The organism is Clostridium sp. KNHs214 (genome assembly GCF_000744935.1).
In the GTDB taxonomy this organism is placed as follows: Bacteria; Bacillota; Clostridia; order Clostridiales; family Clostridiaceae; genus Haloimpatiens.
The window spans coordinates 1,059,456-1,077,492 of sequence record NZ_JQMW01000011.1 but is presented as its reverse complement, the minus strand read 5'-3'; the positions used below and the strand labels follow the sequence as shown (position 1 = coordinate 1,077,492).

General features: G+C 28.7%; 23 protein-coding genes. 16 read left to right on the top strand and 7 right to left on the bottom strand.

From position 1 onward, the window contains the following. The first annotated feature begins 225 nt into the window (after window positions 1-225). Both CC89_RS13600 and CC89_RS13595 read left to right on the top strand, forming a co-directional pair. Window positions 226-459 carry a hypothetical protein gene (locus CC89_RS13600; protein WP_035292959.1) on the top strand — a complete coding sequence of 78 codons (234 nt, stop codon included), beginning with the start codon at window positions 226-228 and terminating at the stop codon, window positions 457-459. Then, window positions 426-788 (top strand): hypothetical protein, encoded by a 363-nt coding sequence (locus CC89_RS13595; protein ID WP_035292957.1) that lies wholly within the window; start codon window positions 426-428, stop codon window positions 786-788. The genes CC89_RS13600 and CC89_RS13595 overlap by 34 nt, the downstream gene beginning before the upstream one ends. A gap of 177 nt (window positions 789-965) precedes the next feature. Here CC89_RS13595 and CC89_RS13590 read toward each other — a convergent pair whose 3' ends face one another. Further along, window positions 966-1,475 carry a ferritin gene (locus tag CC89_RS13590; protein WP_035292955.1) on the bottom strand — a complete coding sequence of 170 codons (510 nt, stop codon included), beginning with the start codon at window positions 1,473-1,475 and terminating at the stop codon, window positions 966-968. Window positions 1,476-1,622: 147 nt separating this feature from the next. Next, window positions 1,623-2,825, bottom strand: a complete 1,203-nt coding sequence (locus tag CC89_RS13585; RefSeq protein ID WP_035292953.1) for a S8 family serine peptidase — start codon at window positions 2,823-2,825, stop codon at window positions 1,623-1,625. 166 nt (window positions 2,826-2,991) lie between these two features. Between CC89_RS13585 and CC89_RS13580 the strand changes: the two genes are divergently transcribed. After that, window positions 2,992-3,174: an FmdB family zinc ribbon protein gene (locus CC89_RS13580; protein ID WP_035292951.1), complete on the top strand. Its 183-nt coding sequence runs from the start codon at window positions 2,992-2,994 to the stop codon at window positions 3,172-3,174. 85 nt (window positions 3,175-3,259) lie between these two features. On the opposite strand, the gene CC89_RS13575 is transcribed toward CC89_RS13580, so the two are convergent. From CC89_RS13575 to CC89_RS13555, 5 genes are all read right to left on the bottom strand, one after another. After that, a complete protein-coding gene (locus tag CC89_RS13575; protein WP_035292949.1) occupies window positions 3,260-4,156 on the bottom strand; it encodes a selenium metabolism-associated LysR family transcriptional regulator in 897 nt (298 codons plus the stop codon). A 31-nt stretch (window positions 4,157-4,187) separates the two neighbouring features. Beyond that, a complete protein-coding gene (locus tag CC89_RS13570) occupies window positions 4,188-4,619 on the bottom strand; it encodes a DMT family transporter (RefSeq protein WP_035292947.1) in 432 nt (143 codons plus the stop codon). Window positions 4,620-4,687: 68 nt separating this feature from the next. Beyond that, window positions 4,688-5,170, bottom strand: a complete 483-nt coding sequence (locus CC89_RS13565) for a dUTP diphosphatase (RefSeq protein WP_035292945.1) — start codon at window positions 5,168-5,170, stop codon at window positions 4,688-4,690. A gap of 290 nt (window positions 5,171-5,460) precedes the next feature. Beyond that, window positions 5,461-6,003, bottom strand: a complete 543-nt coding sequence (locus CC89_RS13560) for a 2'-5' RNA ligase family protein (protein WP_035292942.1) — start codon at window positions 6,001-6,003, stop codon at window positions 5,461-5,463. A 20-nt stretch (window positions 6,004-6,023) separates the two neighbouring features. Further along, complete coding sequence (locus tag CC89_RS13555; protein WP_035292940.1) at window positions 6,024-6,566, bottom strand: hypothetical protein; 543 nt, start codon at window positions 6,564-6,566, stop codon at window positions 6,024-6,026. A 216-nt stretch (window positions 6,567-6,782) separates the two neighbouring features. Between CC89_RS13555 and murA the strand changes: the two genes are divergently transcribed. The 13 genes from murA (at window position 6,783) to CC89_RS13485 (ending at window position 17,968) form a co-directional block, all read left to right on the top strand. After that, window positions 6,783-8,042: a UDP-N-acetylglucosamine 1-carboxyvinyltransferase gene (gene murA / locus CC89_RS13550; protein WP_035292938.1), complete on the top strand. Its 1,260-nt coding sequence runs from the start codon at window positions 6,783-6,785 to the stop codon at window positions 8,040-8,042. A 24-nt stretch (window positions 8,043-8,066) separates the two neighbouring features. Next, window positions 8,067-8,852 carry an MBL fold metallo-hydrolase gene (locus tag CC89_RS13545; protein WP_035292936.1) on the top strand — a complete coding sequence of 262 codons (786 nt, stop codon included), beginning with the start codon at window positions 8,067-8,069 and terminating at the stop codon, window positions 8,850-8,852. 12 nt (window positions 8,853-8,864) lie between these two features. Then, a complete protein-coding gene (locus CC89_RS13540) occupies window positions 8,865-9,428 on the top strand; it encodes a GerMN domain-containing protein (protein ID WP_035292934.1) in 564 nt (187 codons plus the stop codon). A 174-nt stretch (window positions 9,429-9,602) separates the two neighbouring features. Next, window positions 9,603-10,106 carry an SEC-C metal-binding domain-containing protein gene (locus tag CC89_RS13535; protein ID WP_035292932.1) on the top strand — a complete coding sequence of 168 codons (504 nt, stop codon included), beginning with the start codon at window positions 9,603-9,605 and terminating at the stop codon, window positions 10,104-10,106. 426 nt (window positions 10,107-10,532) lie between these two features. Next, window positions 10,533-11,261 (top strand): DNA-3-methyladenine glycosylase, encoded by a 729-nt coding sequence (locus CC89_RS13530; RefSeq protein ID WP_035293640.1) that lies wholly within the window; start codon window positions 10,533-10,535, stop codon window positions 11,259-11,261. 93 nt (window positions 11,262-11,354) lie between these two features. Further along, a complete protein-coding gene (gene rlmH, locus CC89_RS13525; RefSeq protein ID WP_035292930.1) occupies window positions 11,355-11,834 on the top strand; it encodes a 23S rRNA (pseudouridine(1915)-N(3))-methyltransferase RlmH in 480 nt (159 codons plus the stop codon). Between the two features lie 406 nt (window positions 11,835-12,240). Beyond that, window positions 12,241-12,528, top strand: coding sequence for a CD3324 family protein (locus tag CC89_RS13520; RefSeq protein WP_353601476.1), 288 nt, complete (start codon window positions 12,241-12,243; stop codon window positions 12,526-12,528). Between the two features lie 143 nt (window positions 12,529-12,671). Then, on the top strand, window positions 12,672-13,109 hold the full coding sequence (locus tag CC89_RS13515; RefSeq protein WP_035292926.1) for an N-acetyltransferase: 438 nt from the start codon (window positions 12,672-12,674) through the stop codon (window positions 13,107-13,109). A 36-nt stretch (window positions 13,110-13,145) separates the two neighbouring features. Beyond that, window positions 13,146-13,394: a hypothetical protein gene (locus CC89_RS13510; RefSeq protein ID WP_051931781.1), complete on the top strand. Its 249-nt coding sequence runs from the start codon at window positions 13,146-13,148 to the stop codon at window positions 13,392-13,394. 1,146 nt (window positions 13,395-14,540) lie between these two features. Next, window positions 14,541-15,056: an RNA polymerase sigma factor gene (locus tag CC89_RS13500; protein ID WP_035292922.1), complete on the top strand. Its 516-nt coding sequence runs from the start codon at window positions 14,541-14,543 to the stop codon at window positions 15,054-15,056. Next, window positions 15,053-15,832 carry a hypothetical protein gene (locus CC89_RS13495; protein WP_035292920.1) on the top strand — a complete coding sequence of 260 codons (780 nt, stop codon included), beginning with the start codon at window positions 15,053-15,055 and terminating at the stop codon, window positions 15,830-15,832. Before CC89_RS13500 ends, CC89_RS13495 begins: the two co-directional genes overlap by 4 nt. After that, window positions 15,829-16,704 (top strand): ABC transporter ATP-binding protein, encoded by an 876-nt coding sequence (locus CC89_RS13490; protein ID WP_035292918.1) that lies wholly within the window; start codon window positions 15,829-15,831, stop codon window positions 16,702-16,704. The genes CC89_RS13495 and CC89_RS13490 overlap by 4 nt, the downstream gene beginning before the upstream one ends. 13 nt (window positions 16,705-16,717) lie before the next feature. Then, on the top strand, window positions 16,718-17,968 hold the full coding sequence (locus tag CC89_RS13485; protein ID WP_035292916.1) for an ABC transporter permease subunit: 1,251 nt from the start codon (window positions 16,718-16,720) through the stop codon (window positions 17,966-17,968). Window positions 17,969-18,037: the final 69 nt, after the last annotated feature.

Below are 18,037 nucleotides of genomic sequence, written 5' to 3'. Positions count from 1 at the left end.
AGTGCTAAACTTCCAGAGTAATAAATAATTACTTATCAAAATAAAAAGGTAAATAAGACTTAATATATTTTGACGTAAGGCATAGGGTTATATAAATCTTAGCTTTAGTATTTAGGCTGGCTGCCGCCAATAAAAGAACTAATTATGCTAAGTATTTGAAATTATATAACAATATGCTATATAATTATATGAAAGTTATATATACAAAGATGGGGGTATCCAATAATGAGTAATATTAATCCATTTGATAAGTGTCCAGTTTATGAAACCAATAACTTAATATTTACAAAAGTTAAAGAGGAAGACGCAATAGACTTATTTGAGTGCTATTCTGATTCGATTACTAAAAATCGTATGAATAATGATAATTGTGGCGGTGTATGGGATACACGCAATATTGACACTGTAATAAAGGGGATTAAGGGGTGGAGCAAGAATTTGACGATAGATTTTATATAAGATGGAGTATTAATCATAAGCAGACAAATAAGATAGTAGGCACTATCGAAATAGCACCCGTTCCTAATACAACAAGATTTTGGGATGGTGCTTGTCAGACTGGTATATTAAGAATAGACATCATTTCATCTCTTGAAAATAAAATAGTTTTATCTGAAATTTTAAGAATGGTTTCTGATAATTTTTATGCAGACTTTGATATTAAAAATATTATCATTAAAGCAACTAAAGACGATGAAGAAAGAGTTTTAGCCTTGGAGAATAATAGTTTTGACAAATTAGAGAACAACACCTTTCCTTATAGTGATTATTATATAAAAAGAAAATAATACATAATGGCTTATATATACTTTACCTAATGACACAAATAGTAGGCCTAAACTATGCATGAACCGAAAAATCACACTTTAAGGGAATAAAAAAATTGTGATTAGTCCCAAATTACAATTTTTTTATGAACTTAAAGTGTGATTTTTCTTATTGCACTTACTTCGTAATATATGCTTTTAGTTAGTAACTGGTGGTGTGAAAGTTCTTTGAGCAAGTTCAGAGTCTAACATGAATAAACCGTGGCTGTCATCTTTTAATAATTTAAGTTTTTTTACAAGTTTACTGAAACTGGCTTCTTCTTCTACTTGTTCGTCTATATACCATTTTAAGAAGCTTATAGTAGCATGCTCTCTTTCTTCAGTAGCTATATCGCTAAGATGATAGATTCTGCTAGTTACAAACTTTTCATGTTCTAGAGCTTTTTCAAATACATTTAAAGCAGACTCATATTCATTACAAGGTTTTTCTATGGCATCTAAAGTAACTCTTCCATCCATTTCATTTATATAATTGAAAAGTTTCATAGCATGGAATCTTTCTTCTTCTGCTTGAACTTTAAAGAAATTTCCAAAACCCTCCAAATCTAACGATTCACAGTATGCGGCCATTGCTAAATAAAGGTATTCAGAATAAAATTCATAGTTAACCTGTTTGTTTAGTTCATCAAATAATCTTTGGCTAATCATATCAATCACTCCTCATAAATAATATCTAATAATAAATATTATTAGTTAATTAAATTATAATATTCATTAGCAATTTTTGCAAGGATTATATAATTTTATATGTTTATCATACAAAACTATATTTTAAAAAGCGAAGAATTACAAGAATTAAGGTAAAAGTTTATCTATATCTATTATTCCACTTCCTTGCAGAGTTTTAGGCATATTTAGCAGGGTACAAGAAACCTTTAGTAAGGATAAAGTATCTTCAAATTTTAAATTAGGATCATTTTCCAATAATAATGCACAAAGCCCACATACATAAGCTGTAGCACAAGATGTACCAGTGTAGAAGGTATAGGGTTTTTTTATGGGTTTAGGATATATTTTCATATTGTTTCTTTGTGATAGATAAGATGTATCGCTATTTAGAGAGGTTAAGTTTACACAAGCTGCTACTAAATCTGGTTTTTGAAAGTTTTTATAAGGGCCTGAAGAAGAAAATTCATAAGGTTTAGCAGGATAATGGCAAGTGTCTATTCCACCTACAGTAATACAACTACTTAGAGTAGCAATACCCCTTATAGAACCTTGTGTATTTCCATTATGTCCAGCAGGTACAAGAATTGTAATACCTTTTTCCTGAGCATTTTTAAATATGGCATCAAATAGAGAGAGTATAAAAGAATTATTATTTAAGCATTCAAAGGGGAGGCAAATTAGCTTTATGTTATTTAATTCGCTTTCTTCTATTAATGTTTCTAAAGCAAATAGTATGTCAGCAATAAAGCCTTTTCCAGTACCATTAAAAGCTTTTATACAGTATATATGACTGTTCTCTGCAATCCCTTTAAATCTACCATTTGAACTTTCACCGCTACCACATAAAAGACCGCTTATGAAAGTACCATGACCGTTATCATCATAAGGGTAATTACAATCTCTAATTAAATCTCTAAATTGCACTATTTTATTAAAAGGTTTTTTTAAATCCTCATGAGGATAAACTCCAGTATCAACTAATCCAATGCCTATTCCTCTTCCAGTTAATCTGTAGTTTCCTTTAAGGGAAATTTTATTCGCTTCTTCTATACTTTGCTCCTCACCACATATTAAGGCAATTTCATCAAAACAAGCATAATCTATTTCTGGATGCTCTAGCAGCCTACTTAGGGTGTAGGGGGAAACGTAAGCACAAAATGTGTTTAAACTTGAAATGTTCCTAATTATATTTCCCTTATAGCGGCTAATTTTACTTTCTATCTTTTTCTTTAGAGTTTTATAGTGAATCAATACTCTGTAGTTTTTATACTCATTGTTATCTAGGGATATTTTTAAGTTTTTTTCTAACTTATTTTTAAATGAAAACATTATATAAAAAACCCCCTAAAAGTGTTACACTATATTACACTATATTATAGTTTAAAATAAAGCTAAGTGTTAAAATAAAAATGAGGTTTTATATAATTTAGTATATGAAATAAATATCTTTATAATTATATAAATAAAAAAATTTATAGGTTTGGAGGTAATTATTATGCCAATAATTGATTTTAAATGCAAAAAATGCGGAAGTGAATTTTTTGAGATAGCTTCATCGGATGAAAAGGTCAAATGTCCTAAATGCAATAGTGAAGAAGTGGAAAGAGTTTATAAGGGAAAGTATTATGGAAAGAATTCCTGTGGTGGAAACTGTTCATGTTGTGGAGGGTGCCACTAAAAAAGTTGTAAGCTGAAATTTACATGGAGTAAAAAACTCTAGTTAAATTTCAGCTTATTTTATTGGCCATGAATATTTTGTAATATTATAATTTAAGGTTGTACTCATCAGCACAAAGTTTTAGAAAAGCTTTTCCGCAAGGTGTTAATGTACGTTTGAAATTTATTATTAAGTATATTCCTCTATTAATATTTATGTCTTTTATTTTACTTATTTTTAGTTTGTTTGAATTAGAACAGTTTTCAAAAATTTTCTTGGAAACTATAGAAATTCCCATGCCTGTATTTACAAACTGAATTAGAGTGTCTATGTTGTTTACTTCACATATAATATTTAGAGAATTTAAATTTATACCGTATTTTTTGAATTCAACTTCCATAGTAGCTCTAGTAGCGGAAGATTTCTCTCTCATTATAAATTTTTGTTTTTTTAATGTATCTACATCTACTAAATCAGGTAAATTTAGATTCTTACTAGAAATTACAACTAGCTCATCGTCTAGTAATTTATAGCTTTTAATTTTGTCATCTTCTATGTAAGTTCCAACTATTCCTAGTTCATGGTCGAAGTTTAAAATGTTTTTAACAATATTACCTGAACTGAGTTCTTTTACATCAAAAGTGGTTTCAGGATATTTACCGCTAAATTTTAAAATTAATTTTGGGACTATTGAATTACAAGGAGTAGTGCTAGCTAATAAGCTTAGCTTGCCACATATATTATTGTTAAAACAAGAAACATGGCTTATAGCATTATTTCTAATATTTATTATATCTATGGCATATTCCAGGAAAGATTCTCCGGCCGGTGTTAAGTTTACTTCTTTAGAAGTCCTATCGAAAAGTTGTACACTTAAATCTTTTTCTAAACTAGAAATATGAGAACTTATAGTAGGTTGTGATAAAAAAATGTCATTTGCAGCTTTTGAGAAACTTTTTAGCTTAGCAACGCTTATAAAAGCTTCTATTTGCTTAAAATCCATGAAACATCCCCCTTAAAATTTTATAAGAAAATTAGCCCCTCCATTTGAACAATACTATACCCAATATCATAAGCCCTAAACCAATATATTTAGTCACACCAAAATGTAATTGTTCACTGCCAAAAGCTCCAAAGGCGTCTATTAGAGCGGCAGCAGCTAGCTGTGAAATTAATATAGTAGCAATGGAATATGTTGGTCCTAGCTTTGATATGCCTTCCATAACTGTGAATATTATTATTACTCCTAGAACGCCCCCGAGGAGATATAACTTATTTGCAGATTTTATATTTTTAAAATTACCCTTTCCTGCTAGAAGTAGTATTACTAAAGTAATAACAAAACCAGTACCTTGAACAAAGACATTTGTTTCCCAAGTACCTATTTTTTCGCCTAATCTAGTGTTAAATACGCCTTGGAGACTCATACAAATCCCAGATATTATAGACATTAATAATCCAATCATAAAATCACCCTCCCATAATATTTTAACCATAATATTAATATGTATTACTTTAATATGGGAGGTAGAGATTAGTATCCTTGTTCTTGACGTTTATGATTTAATTTATTTTTTTTAAAATAGCCATTTTCAATATCTTCTATTGAAAAATTTAGGCTAAACCCTAGTGAAATAAAATCTTGAAATAAAGTTATGTAGTGGTCCTTTGAATTACAAGTTATGAAGTCATTTATGTCTATAAATAGATTTAAAAATTGTTGAATAATTTCAGTTTCGGGTTGTGTAGATATAAAATCTATATTTTCATAACCTTTATCAAGACCAATGCTTAATATGAAATGTAGGCAATCTACATATTCCTCAAGAATTATATCTTTACTTGAAGGACCTTGTTTACTCCAGTATTTAAAGCACCTGGTTTCATTGGCTAACTCTCCAATTTCAACTTGTAAAGCTAGTATTTTTTTAGATAGAAGTGGACCAGTTAAATTATGCGCTTGCTCTATATGATTGTTTAAATCTTTTTGCAAAGAGAACAACCTGTCAAATCTCATAAATAAAAGCCGCCTTTCTAATTTTAAGAGTATAAATACATTTTATCTGATTTTTAAAAATATTGAAAGATTGTGAAACGATTACAGAAAAAAATAATAAAATAAAATTAGATAAGGTACATGAAAAGAAATAACAAGTCAAAGATGCTGGTATATTTTGTGCCAGACAAGGAAGCAGGTTCCGCCGATAGTAGGACTATCGGTGGGTTCTGCTGATGCAGTATGACGCAAAATAGACTAGCATACTGACTTGTTATTTATTTGAATGTGCCTAAGCTTGGCTATTGAATTTATTTAAGCTGATAACTGTGTATAATCATTTTATCATAATCATTTATAGGACTCCAAAGTTCTATTTTCTCAATAGTGCCCCAAAAGTCGCATTTTTGGCTTTTAAGTAAGGTACAAGCTTGTACAAATTCTTCCCGAGACCATTCTCTAGAGGAAAAGTTGGTGTTTGCAATAGAAACATGTAAATCCCAATCTTTAATGTTATCCCTAACATTAAATTTGTGGTCTCCTAATATTTTATTAAAGGATTTAGATAAATCTGTGATTGGACCTTCTTCATCCACTTTAAGATTTACAGATTTATATGGTGGATAAAAGCAGATAACGTCCTTTATTTTAACTTGGAATTTTTTATAATCTTTTAGTATATTAGAGATAATTTCTTGCAATTTATCTAAGTTAGGGTCTTCTATTATTTCCAATGTTATGTGTAACTTTGGTAATTTACTATAAAGATTATACTTATTAGAAAGTTCAATTTGAATTTTTTCTAAACGTTTGTAGGTATTTTTATCAAACAGAGCCACAAGGTAGTATTTCATTTTAAGGCCTCCTGTATGATTTAATAATCTCTTAACTCGTATTTTTTTATACTAGAGTCTTTTTTATTATTTGAATTTTTCCAAACCTCTATTCTATTTACTTTAAAAGTATAATTTTGGTTTGAATTCCATAGAGGATGAAAATTATTATTTTTAAGAAAGTAATTTCTTTTATTACTAAGAATATTGGCTAAAGGAATATATAGTTCATTTTTTTCATTTTGAGTTTTAACAGAAAATCCAGATAAAGAAAGCGTTTCATTTAGGTTTCTAGCTATTCTAGTGATATATCCCTTATTTTCAACTTTTAAACTAATAAGTTTATTACTTTCATCTACCAATATATTATTATTTAGTTGAACTTTAAATTTTTTATAAGGTTTTAGAACCTTATATACTATTGAGTCCAAGTCCTCTATTTTTATGTCCCAAACAGTACCAAGATGTACATATGCACTTGGGAAATTTTTTGTTAATCTATATTTTCTGCATGCTCTATTAAGAATATTGTCCATGTGATAGGTTGAGCTGGTATCGAATAAAGCTACTACTTCATATTTCATTTGCCATCCCCCAAATTAGTATATTTATTTACTAGATTTATTATTATTATATCATATTAGTATTTTTTTTATAATGTTTTAAAATAAACTTAATATAAATACAGAATTTACTTGAATATAAATTTAAAAATATTATTAAAAAATAATTAAGTTATGATATAATAATCTTTGTGAATTAATTTTAAAATTATCGTATAGTGAGGATGGATATTATAAATGGAAAAGTTGATTATAAATGGTGGAAATAAACTTTTTGGAGAAGTTGAAATCAGCGGAGCAAAGAATGCTGCGGTAGCTATTTTACCAGCAGCTATATTGGCGAGTGAAGGTGTTTGTAAAATAGATAATATTCCTGACATAGAAGATGTTCATTGTTTAGAGAGAATACTGGAAAACTTAGGTTGTAAAGTAAATAAAGAGAGAAATACTGCACATATAGATAGTAGTAATTTAAATAGTACAGATGCTTGCACAGAAGATGCAAGAAAGATGAGAGCTTCCTACTATTTAATAGGGGCTCTTTTAGCAAGATTTAAAAAGGCTAAAGTAGAACTCCCAGGGGGGTGTCCAATAGGGGTAAGACCAATAGACCAACACATAAAGGGATTTGAGGCATTAGGTGCAGATGTGGTTATAGAGCATGGAGCTATAATAGTTAAAGCGGACAAGTTAGTTGGAACTAAGATATTCTTTGATGTAGTCAGCGTAGGAGCCACTATTAATGTTATGTTAGCAGCTACTTTGGCTGAAGGAGTAACTGTACTTGAAAATGTTGCTAAGGAACCTCATGTAGTCGATGTGGCGAATTTTTTAAATTCAATGGGAGCAAATATAAAGGGCGCTGGAACTGATGTTATAAAGGTATTTGGTGTAGAAAAGCTAGTTGGTTGTAACTACAGTGTAATTCCTGACCAAATAGAAGCAGGAACATATATGATAGCTACAGCAGCTTGTGGTGGCGAAGTTACAATTAGAAATGTGATACCAAAGCACTTAGAATCTATTTCAGCAAAACTTGTAGAAACAGGAGTGGAAATTGTTCCAAATGGTGATTCTGTTAAAGTCATAAGCCATAAGGATTTAAAGGCAATAAACATAAAAACATTACCTTATCCAGGTTTTCCTACAGACATACAGCAACCAATGACTTCTTTATTGTGTACAGCTAAGGGAAGAAGTATAGTTAATGAAAGTATATGGGAAAACAGATTTAAACATGTAGATGAATTAAAGAAAATGGGAGCTTTAGTAAAGGTAGAAGGAAGAACGGCAATAATCGATGGAATAGATAAGTTAACAGGGGCAGTGTTAAAGGCTACAGATTTAAGAGCTGGAGCTGCTATGGTAATAGCTGCTTTAATGGCTGAAGGGGAATCACAGATAATAGGAATAGAGCATATAGACAGAGGGTATCCGCATATAGAAGAAAAATTTAGAGAATTAGGTGCAAATATAAGAAGAGAAGAAAACATATAGATTAGAAATGGAGATTATGTAAATATGATATTTTGTCCTTTATATAGTGGGAGTAGTGGCAATAGCATTTTTGTAGGCACAGAGAATACTAAAATATTAGTTGATGCTGGATTGCCTGGAAAACATATTGAAAATGCACTAAGCACAATAGGAGAAAAACCTAATGATATTGACGGCATATTTATAACTCATGAGCATATAGACCATGTAAAAGGAGTTGGAGTGCTTTCGAGGAAATACGACATACCTATATATGCCAATGAGGATACTTGGAACGCAATGTGTCATAATATAGGTAAGATTAAAGAACATAATATAAAAGTACTTCAAAGTGCTTCTATTGAAATAAAAGATGTGGAGATATTAAACTTTACAATATCTCACGATGCAGCAAATCCTAAGGGATATGCTATTTGCCATAACAACAAAAAGGCATGTATAGCTACTGATTTAGGTCACTTTTCTAAAGAGGTAAAGGACGCTATAAGTGATTGTGATGTAATTTTACTTGAAAGTAATCATGATGTAGAGATGTTAAAATTTGGGCCATACCCATATAACTTAAAAAGAAGAATTTTGAGTAACGTGGGGCATTTATCCAATGATGATTGTGGTAAGGCTATAGTGGACATAATGAAAGATAAGAAGAAAACTATTTTTTTAGGTCATTTAAGTAAGACAAATAATCATCCAGATTTAGCTTATCAAACAGTATTAAATATACTAAATGATGGTGGGCTTAAACAGGGAAAGGACATAGAATTAAGAGTGGCAGAAAGAAGTAAACCTAGTGGGTATATAAATTTTTAAGGAGTGTTTTATATGATTAAAAAGTTTTGTGCATTCTTTACTGTATTATTGTTAGCATGTACAATAACATTTACAGGATGTGAAAAAAAAGATAAGATAAGTTCTCTTAATAAGGAAAAATTAGAAAATATAAAATTATCTAAGGAAGAAAAGGAAAACTTTTTATCTGTAGATTTGTATTTTGATAGCTCTAAAAACAAAGGAAAAGAGCAATTTGCTAAAGAGCCAAGAGTAATGAATAAGAAAGAAATTATCGCTAAAACGGTAATGGAAGAATTGATAAATGGTCCTTCTACAGAAAGTAAATTAGATCCAATATTGAGCAGGGAGACTAGAGTTCTTAATGTTTCAGTAAAAGATGGCGTAGCATATGTTAATTTAAGTTCTGAAGCTAAATCTAAAATGGATAAGCAAAAAGAAATAATATGTCTAAAGAGTATAGTATATTCTCTTACTAGTTTAGATTACATTAATAAAGTAAGTATACTGATAGAAAATAAAAATATAGATACTTTAGGTGGAAATGTAGATATATCTAAACCCATGGGAAGGGCAGAAGTTGATATTATAAAATAAAGTATATTTTGTTTAAAAATAGTTCTATTTTGAGAATTGATTCTATTAAAACTATAAAAGGTACCTAAGTAAGGTTACAATTGATAAGCGGGTACTTGAAAATAGTTACAAATTTAATTATAATAAGATATATTTAAAGCATAAAGTAATATTAAGTAAAAGGAGATAGAAATTATGAGTTTATATAAACAATGGACAGATATGGTTGTAGATTACGTTAAGACTAGAGGAGAACAAGCTTTTTGGGATGAATATGGTGCTATAGAAGAAAGCATATATACTAAGCTTTTAGCAACTCACAATAATGAATTAAAGGGAACATTTAAGGAGTTAGCAGAAAAATATGAGGCATCTACAGTTTTCTTTATGGGATTTTTAGATGGAATTAATGAAAGTTTAGAAGAAGAGTTACCTTTAGAAAGCTTTGAAGAAAATACTGAAATAGATGCTAAAGTTAACTTTGAAAAGCTATATTTTAATATGTTAGATGCAAAAGCGGATTATTTATATACATTACCACAGTGGGATGGAATATTCTCAGAAGAGAAGAGAAAGGAAATTAAAAAAACTTGGGCAAGCTCTAAAACTGTTGTTAAAGAAGAAAAAATAGGAAGAAATGATCCATGTCCATGCGGAAGTGGAAAGAAATACAAAAAATGTTGTGGAGCAGGAAAGTAGTTTAGAGTTAAATAGTTTCTTTGTTTCTTATGCAAGTCAATACAGAGAAATTTCATAATTTCACCGCATTGTACCTTTTGTGGTTTAATCATTGCATTTATTTGTTAATTTATTAAAAGTAATAAAAAATCATAAATGAATATTGGAATTTTGCATAAGGGCTGAGGAGTTGGGTTAATTCTTCAGCCCTTGTTTTCAGTAAAAATTAATTGTAAAATTTTATGGCGTATTAAAATATTAGAAATACATAAAATAAAATCAATAGATAAAGTCAGTTATAAAATTAACAAGGACATAAAACTTGTGATTTTATAAAAGTGACTCACTTGTAAGAAAAATAAGTTGGCGAAAAAATAAATTTGAGTTCTCATTTAAAATTTTATTAAAGCATTATTGATGGTATAAAGGGTGATTTTAGTGAAGAAGATGGATAGAGAGTTTTTTACAAGGGATGCATTAATAGTGGCCCAAGATTTGCTGGGTAAAGTATTGGTAAGAGAAGTAAATGGAGAAAGAATAAGTGGAAGAATAGTAGAAACTGAAGCCTATATAGCTAGATTAGACAAGGCTTCTCATGCCTATGGTGGTCGAATGACCGAAAGAGTTATGCCGCTATATGCGGAAGGTGGCATAGCCTATGTATATTTTATATATGGGAAATACTTTTGCTTTAATGTAATAACTGGTTCAAAAGGAGATGCACAGGGAGTTTTAGTAAGGGCGCTGGAACCATTAGAAGGACTAGAGAAAATGAGTAAAAATAGATTTTCAATAAGCTACAGGGAACTCACAAAGAGACAGAGAATAAATTTAACTTCAGGGCCTTCAAAGCTTTGTATGGCATTAAATATAGATAGATATATGAATAAGAAAAACTTAATGGGTGATGAAATATATATAGCTCAGGAAGTAAAGCAAGAAAATGGAGAAAAGGCAGAAGAGATAACAGGAGATACAAAATTTAACGATAGCTTAATAGTAGGCAAAGAAATAGAAGAAAAATGCAATAAAGGCAAAGAAATAGTTGAGTGCAAGAGAATAGGCATAGATTATGCAGAAGAAGCCATCCATTTCCCATGGAGATTTTATATAAAAGGTAGTCCCTATGTTTCTGTAAGGGATAGAGAAGCAGAGGGAAAGTTAAAAATTAAATAGATAGTTCTAATAATTTACTGAATGCATAAAATGCGAAGTAATCCTAAGGAATTTATTTTACATAAAAATTAATATACTACAAGGGGGAAAGTTATGAACATAACCATAATTAGTGTAGGGAAGCTTAAAGAAAAATATTTAAAAATGGCCATAGATGAATATAGCAAGAGATTAGGTAGGTATTGTAAACTAGAACTTATAGAAGTTCATGATGAAAAAACTCCTGATAATGCCTCAGAAAAAGAGAAATTAGCTATAAAGGAAAAAGAAGGACAGGCTATTTTAAATCATCTTAAAGACAATATGTATATAGTTGCTTTAGATTTAAAGGGTAAGATGATATCCTCAGAAGAATTGTCAGATTTCATAGGAGAATGTACCTTAAAAGGAAGTAGCCACATAGCCTTTATAATAGGTGGTTCTTTAGGACTTTCCCAGGAAATTTTAAAGAGAGCAAATTATAAGCTCTGCTTTTCAAAGATGACTTTCCCCCATCAACTATTTAGAGTGATGCTTTTAGAGCAGATTTATAGAGGTTTTAGGATTAGGAGCGGTGAACCGTATCATAAGTAAATGCGGTTTCTTACCTTAGGCATTGATATGACTTGCCTAGGGTTATTTTTATAAGTAAAAATACCGTATCGTAAGTAATAATACATTTACAAAATATGTTATAATAAAAGAAGAAAATAATTCTTTAGTGATAGACAAATAATAATTTAGCCAGGAGTTTATATTTTAAAATAAGAAGTAACAATTTTAGAAATATAGTTATTATTGAGATTGTATAAAATGAATTAGTATATTAAAATATAGAAAAAAATATATTGAGGTGAAATATAATGAGAAAATTTATACATTTTGAAAGTGTAGAAGGCTCTGAGCAAAGTCTATAATAAAAATTTGTTTAGAGCCGTATAGAATATTAGTACGGCAACTATAGCCATAGTAGATTTTGCTCAACTATGTACATCAAAAAGTGGATAGGAGCAAAAGTATGAAATATGAAAATGCAAAGGAAGTTTTACCCTTAGATATTTTAGAGATAATACAAGAGTATATTGACGGTAAATATGTATATATACCCCAAAAATATAATAATAAAACATCCTGGGGAGAAGAAAGTGGATTTAGGCGAGAAATTAAGAATAGAAATATAAAAATACTTAATGAATATAAAAATGGGAAAAGTATAAAAGAACTATCTCAAAAGTTTTATTTGACAGAACATAGTATCAGAAGAATTATTAGAGATTATAATAAATAATAAGTTTTAATGCTGTAGTGTAGTTAGAATTACACTACAGCATTTTTGTACAAAGATAATATAGAATTAGATATGTACTTGGTATTATTTATTGATAAATGATAAAATTTAAAATATAAATCATAGATTAGGAGTGAAGTAAGATGATAAGAAATTTTAAAAGTACAGATATAGATAATATAATGAATATATGGTTAAAAAGTACTATAAAGGCACATGATTTTATTAACAAAGAGCATTGGGAGAATAGTTATGATACTGTGAAAACTGTATATATACCTATAGCTGAGACTCTTGTATATGAAGATAATGAAGGGATAAAAGGGTTTATAAGTATAATAAATAATGAGTTTATAGGCGCGTTATTTGTTGATGTAGCTTTTCAAGGTAACGGTATTGGTAAGAATTTAATAAATTATGCAATAGATAAATATAATGAACTAACATTAGCTGTATATAAAGAAAACAAAAAATCGGTAGAGTTTTATATAAATAGAGGATTTAAAATAATAAAAGAACAAGTTAATGATGATTCAGGTCATAGTGAATATTTAATGCAAAGGGAATTGAAAAGAGACTAAAAAGTATTCTTAGAAATTTGTAAGGGATTTAGATAAATGAATTGGTTAAATGTATATGGGTTAATTATTATGATGATAATTATGATACCTAATATTATATTTGCAATGAAAGAAAAAAACTTTGAAAGTAAATATAATAATAAAGTAGTTGAAATCATTGAGCAGATAGGAAGATTTGGTTCAATGGGATTAATGATTTTTAATATATCAGTGTTAGAATTTGGTTATTGGTTTGATAATAACAGCAATACTTTTTGGTATTGGGCATATAATTATAACTTATAATAATAATCGATAAATTCCAATTTATATTATTGAGATTAAAATTTTAAAATAAAAAAATTATATAGGTTTATTTTTTATGAAGATTTGATATAATATAAATAAGAAAAGCTTAGTGCTGGTAACACTAAGCAATCCTTAGAACATTTATTTTGTTTTAGGGCTATTGGATTAGATTTATGTTATAAATTATGAATCTTAGAGAAAGTGCTAATCTTCGTTGGATGGAGCACTTTTTTCTTTGCTTTTAACTTCTATATCAAGACCAAGAAACTTAATCTTAATTTTTAAATGATGTATAAAAAGATTATGTTTTAGAATTAATCTAATGACATAAATAACCGATATACACTTTATTAAAGTATCAAACATATCCAATACCACCCCCTAGCTATGGTGAAATAGTTCACCAATAGTTCAGGAGGATAAAACGTTCAAACCCTCCGCAACCATCCACTAAGGAATTTTCATATTGTAACTTGGACATTATACTGCAATTATGTAGAATGAATATATAGGTAATAGATGGAAAAGCATCACTTACTACTGATTCAGAGAACTATATCATAAGTAACCATGTACTTTTTATAATTTGGTAAGATTAATATTACTATAAATTGTATACAATTATAAAATTGTAATTTTAATAATTAAGGAGCGTAATAGGTTAAATTCATAAAGAATACTTCAATAGGCCAACGTTTACTGTAATAAGGCAAACATCATTTTTTAAAATATACTGGGTAAAATTTTGAACTTGAATACCAAAGCCTCTCGGATAAATAACTCGGTTAGTTTTTTCAGCAATAGTATCATCATAAATTGCAAATATAGGTAAATTAGCTTATGATGAACATTCATAAATAGAACTTATAACAAACTCTCTAATGTCTTTCCATGCAAAATTAATATTCCAAATACCTTCACTTAAAAATTTACCCAAGGTTATTCTATGACAATTAGCAAGATTCAGTAAGACAATATTAGTTATTATTGCTTTGTAAAACTTTTTATGAATTCTTTTTAACTGTAAATATATGTTATAAAATTTTCTCAACTAAAGTACTTTACTAAAAAAGAAAATTAAACTATTGACTTTTTTAGAGTTACAATCGTTATAGTGTATGAAACGTTTTGGAGGTGGCATTAGTGGGGGATACTAAAGTAATACAGGAGATTAAAGATGGAAAAATATATTTATTTGATAATTTAATAAAAAAGTATTACGAAAAAGTATACTACTATTGTTATCGGCATTTAGATAATATGCAGGCTGCACAAGATTTAACACAAGAGGTGTTTATGAAAGTAATAAAAAATATTGGAAATTATAAGCACTACGGGAAATTTGAAAATTATCTCTATGTAATTGCAGGAAATGAATGTAAAGACTTTTATAAAAAAGAATCCAAATATATTTTAAAAGAAGTAGAAGAGTATTCTTCAGAAGAAGAAATTTCTAAATTAGAAAACAAAATTATTGTACAAGAAGCGTTGGACAAGCTTTCTAAAAAAGAACGTGAAATAATAATTTTAAGATTTTATCAGGATCTGAAAATTAAGGATATTGCTAAAATTATGAATGCAGGTGTTTCTATAACAAAATATAGGTTAAAAAAGGCGATGAATATAATTAGTGAGAACATGAAAGGAGGACAAGTATGAATAGGAAGGAAAGAGAAATGAGGGAAATGCTAAATAACTATTATGTGCCTAATTATGACAAAGATGCACCTATGAAGGTAATTAAGTTTATTCATGAAAATTCATTAAGCGTACCAAAATTTAGAATGAGTAATAAGCAGTTTATTTTATATCAAATTGGTTTTATTAGAAAAAGAACATGGATATTTCAAACCCTAATTTTAGGATTAATTTGCTTAGTTTTTTATAATTCAGGTATTTGGAGGTCTGTGGATTTTAGAACTTTTTCTGTTATATCAATTTTATCTCCTCTTCTATTGATTATCAACATTGATGAGATATCAAGGGTTTACAATAAAAGCATGTTAGAAATTGAGTTTTCTACTAAGAATTCATTAAAAAAGGTTTTAGCTGCAAGAATGCTTATTTTGGGTATTACTGATTGTGTTGCATTAATTATTATAATGGTATTTCAAGGTAAATTAGTGAATGTAAGTATGCTTAGAGTTATTATGTATACACTTGTACCCTTTAATTTAGTATGTACTGGGTGTATACAAATTATGAAATACTTTAAAGGTAAAGAACTTAATTATGCTTGTGTAACTTATAGTGTTTTATTAATGGCAATACTTTTTTGGGGAAAACTTAGTGATTTAGGAATTTATGAAAATAAGTACGTATCAAGCTGGATTCTAATTTATGCAATTACTATAGTTATTTTTGTTTTTGAAGTTAAAAAAATGTGGAAGAGATTAGATTTGTTTGATGATGTTGTTAAGGAGGTTATTATATGAATTTATCTATAGAAAGATTAACGAAAAAATATGGGAGCAAATTTGCAGTAAATGAACTTTCATTAAATTTAAATGAAGGAATATATGGTCTTTTAGGAGCTAATGGTGCTGGAAAGACAACTTTGATGAGAATAATTTGTGGAGTGTTAACTCCAACTTCAGGGGAAGTAAAATTAAATGGTAAAAATAACATAAATATGGGGGAGGAATATAGAGATTTGATAGGATACCTTCCGCAGAACTTTGGTTATTATCCAGATTTTACAGCGAAAGAATTTATGCTATACATTGCTTCTTTAAAGGGTTTAATGCCAAGATTTGCAAAAGAGAAGACTAAAGAATTATTAAGTATGGTAGGGTTGGAGTCTGTTGTAAATAGAAAAATTAGAACTTTTTCAGGTGGAATGAAACAAAGATTAGGAATTGCACAGGCAGTATTAAATGATCCTCAAATTTTAGTTTTAGATGAACCTACAGTAGGACTTGATCCAAAAGAAAGAGTACGTTTTCGTAATTTAATATCAAATTTTTCCAAGGATAAAATAGTAATCTTATCTACTCATATTGTGTCAGATGTAGAGTGTATAGCTGATGAAATTCTTATAATGAAAAATGGAAATGTTATTACCAAAAATTCAGTTGAGGGTTTAACGAAAGAAATTGAAAATAGTGTATGGAAATGTACAGTATCTGAATCACAAGAAGATTATTTTTGTAATAAATATTGTGCTGTAAATTTGCAACACAGTAGAAATGGATTTGTGGATTTAAGAATAGTTAGTCATGAAAAACCAATGGATAATGCAATTAATGTGCCTTCATCTTTAGAAGATCTGTATTTATATTATTTTCAAGACAAAGTTAAGTCATAGGAAGGTGAAAGTTATGTATAGTTTGATAAAGTTTGAATTTAAAAAATTAGCGAAAAAAAGAGTAAATATTATAACTAGTTTGGTTAGTTTAATACTTACTATTATTTTTTCCACATTATTCATTACTAAATTTGAATATTTAGATGCAAGTGGAGATTATAAAGGGCTTAAGGCAATAGAATTGAAAAAGGAAGATGTTAAAAAGCTTCCTAATGAAATAACAGAAGAGCAGGTGGCAAAAGACATTAAGGCTTACCAAAAGCTATTTTCAAATCCTAAAAACACCATAAAAAATGAGGTAGGAGAGGTTTCACTAAAAAATGATATTTATCTTAAGTATGTAAGTCCTAAGCGTGAGTATCTTTCAATGATAGCTTATAATTACTGTGAGCCTGGTAATGAAGTTTTTGACTTATCTAAAATACTTACAATCAAATCAAAGGAAGGAACGAGATTTTATAAAATTAGAAATAATAAAGTTTCAACATTTCTAAATATGAATCATAAAGGTGGAAATTATTCTGAGGAAGAAAAGACTTTTTGGTTAAATAAAATTTCTAAAATACAAGGGCCCTATAAGTATGGTTACTACGAAGGATGGGAATCAGTAAATAGAAGCCTTGGAGCATTAATCTTTACATTATTAGCTATAATTATAATGGTTGCACCAATTTTTGCTGGAGAATACCAATCTGGGGCTGATGCAATTATTTTGGCAGCTAAATATGGAAAGACAAAAATAATTGGAGCTAAAATAATAGCAGCATTTGCGTTTGCTACGATAGTATTTGCATTAAATCTTATTTTTGCACTAGCTATACCACTTTTAGCTTTTGGAATTGATGGATGGAATTTACCTATTCAAATTAAGGATACACTAATACCAATACCTTATTCAGTTACATTTTCTTTAAGTACTTTCATATGTATCGGTATTTCTTATGTAGTAATACTTGGTAGTGTTGCTTTTACACTTATATTATCAGCTAAACTTAAAACACCTTTTACGGTTTTGATGGTTCAAGTAATAATTTTATTTGCTTCATTATTTATTAAAAAAGGAGCTGATAATGGATTGTTTAATCATATTCTATATTTGTTACCCAATAAGGCGATGGAATGTGATTTTTCAACTTATTTGTCTTATTCATTTGGGGGATTAACTATAAGTTTACTTTTAATGCGAGTAATAGTTTATGGAAGTATGGCAATTATTTGTTTGATGTTTACTAAAAATATTTTTAGAAAACATCAGGTACAATGAGTACTTTACTTATACAATAGTATTTGCCTAGGCAACTAGTACCATTGTCAAAACTATATACACATATGA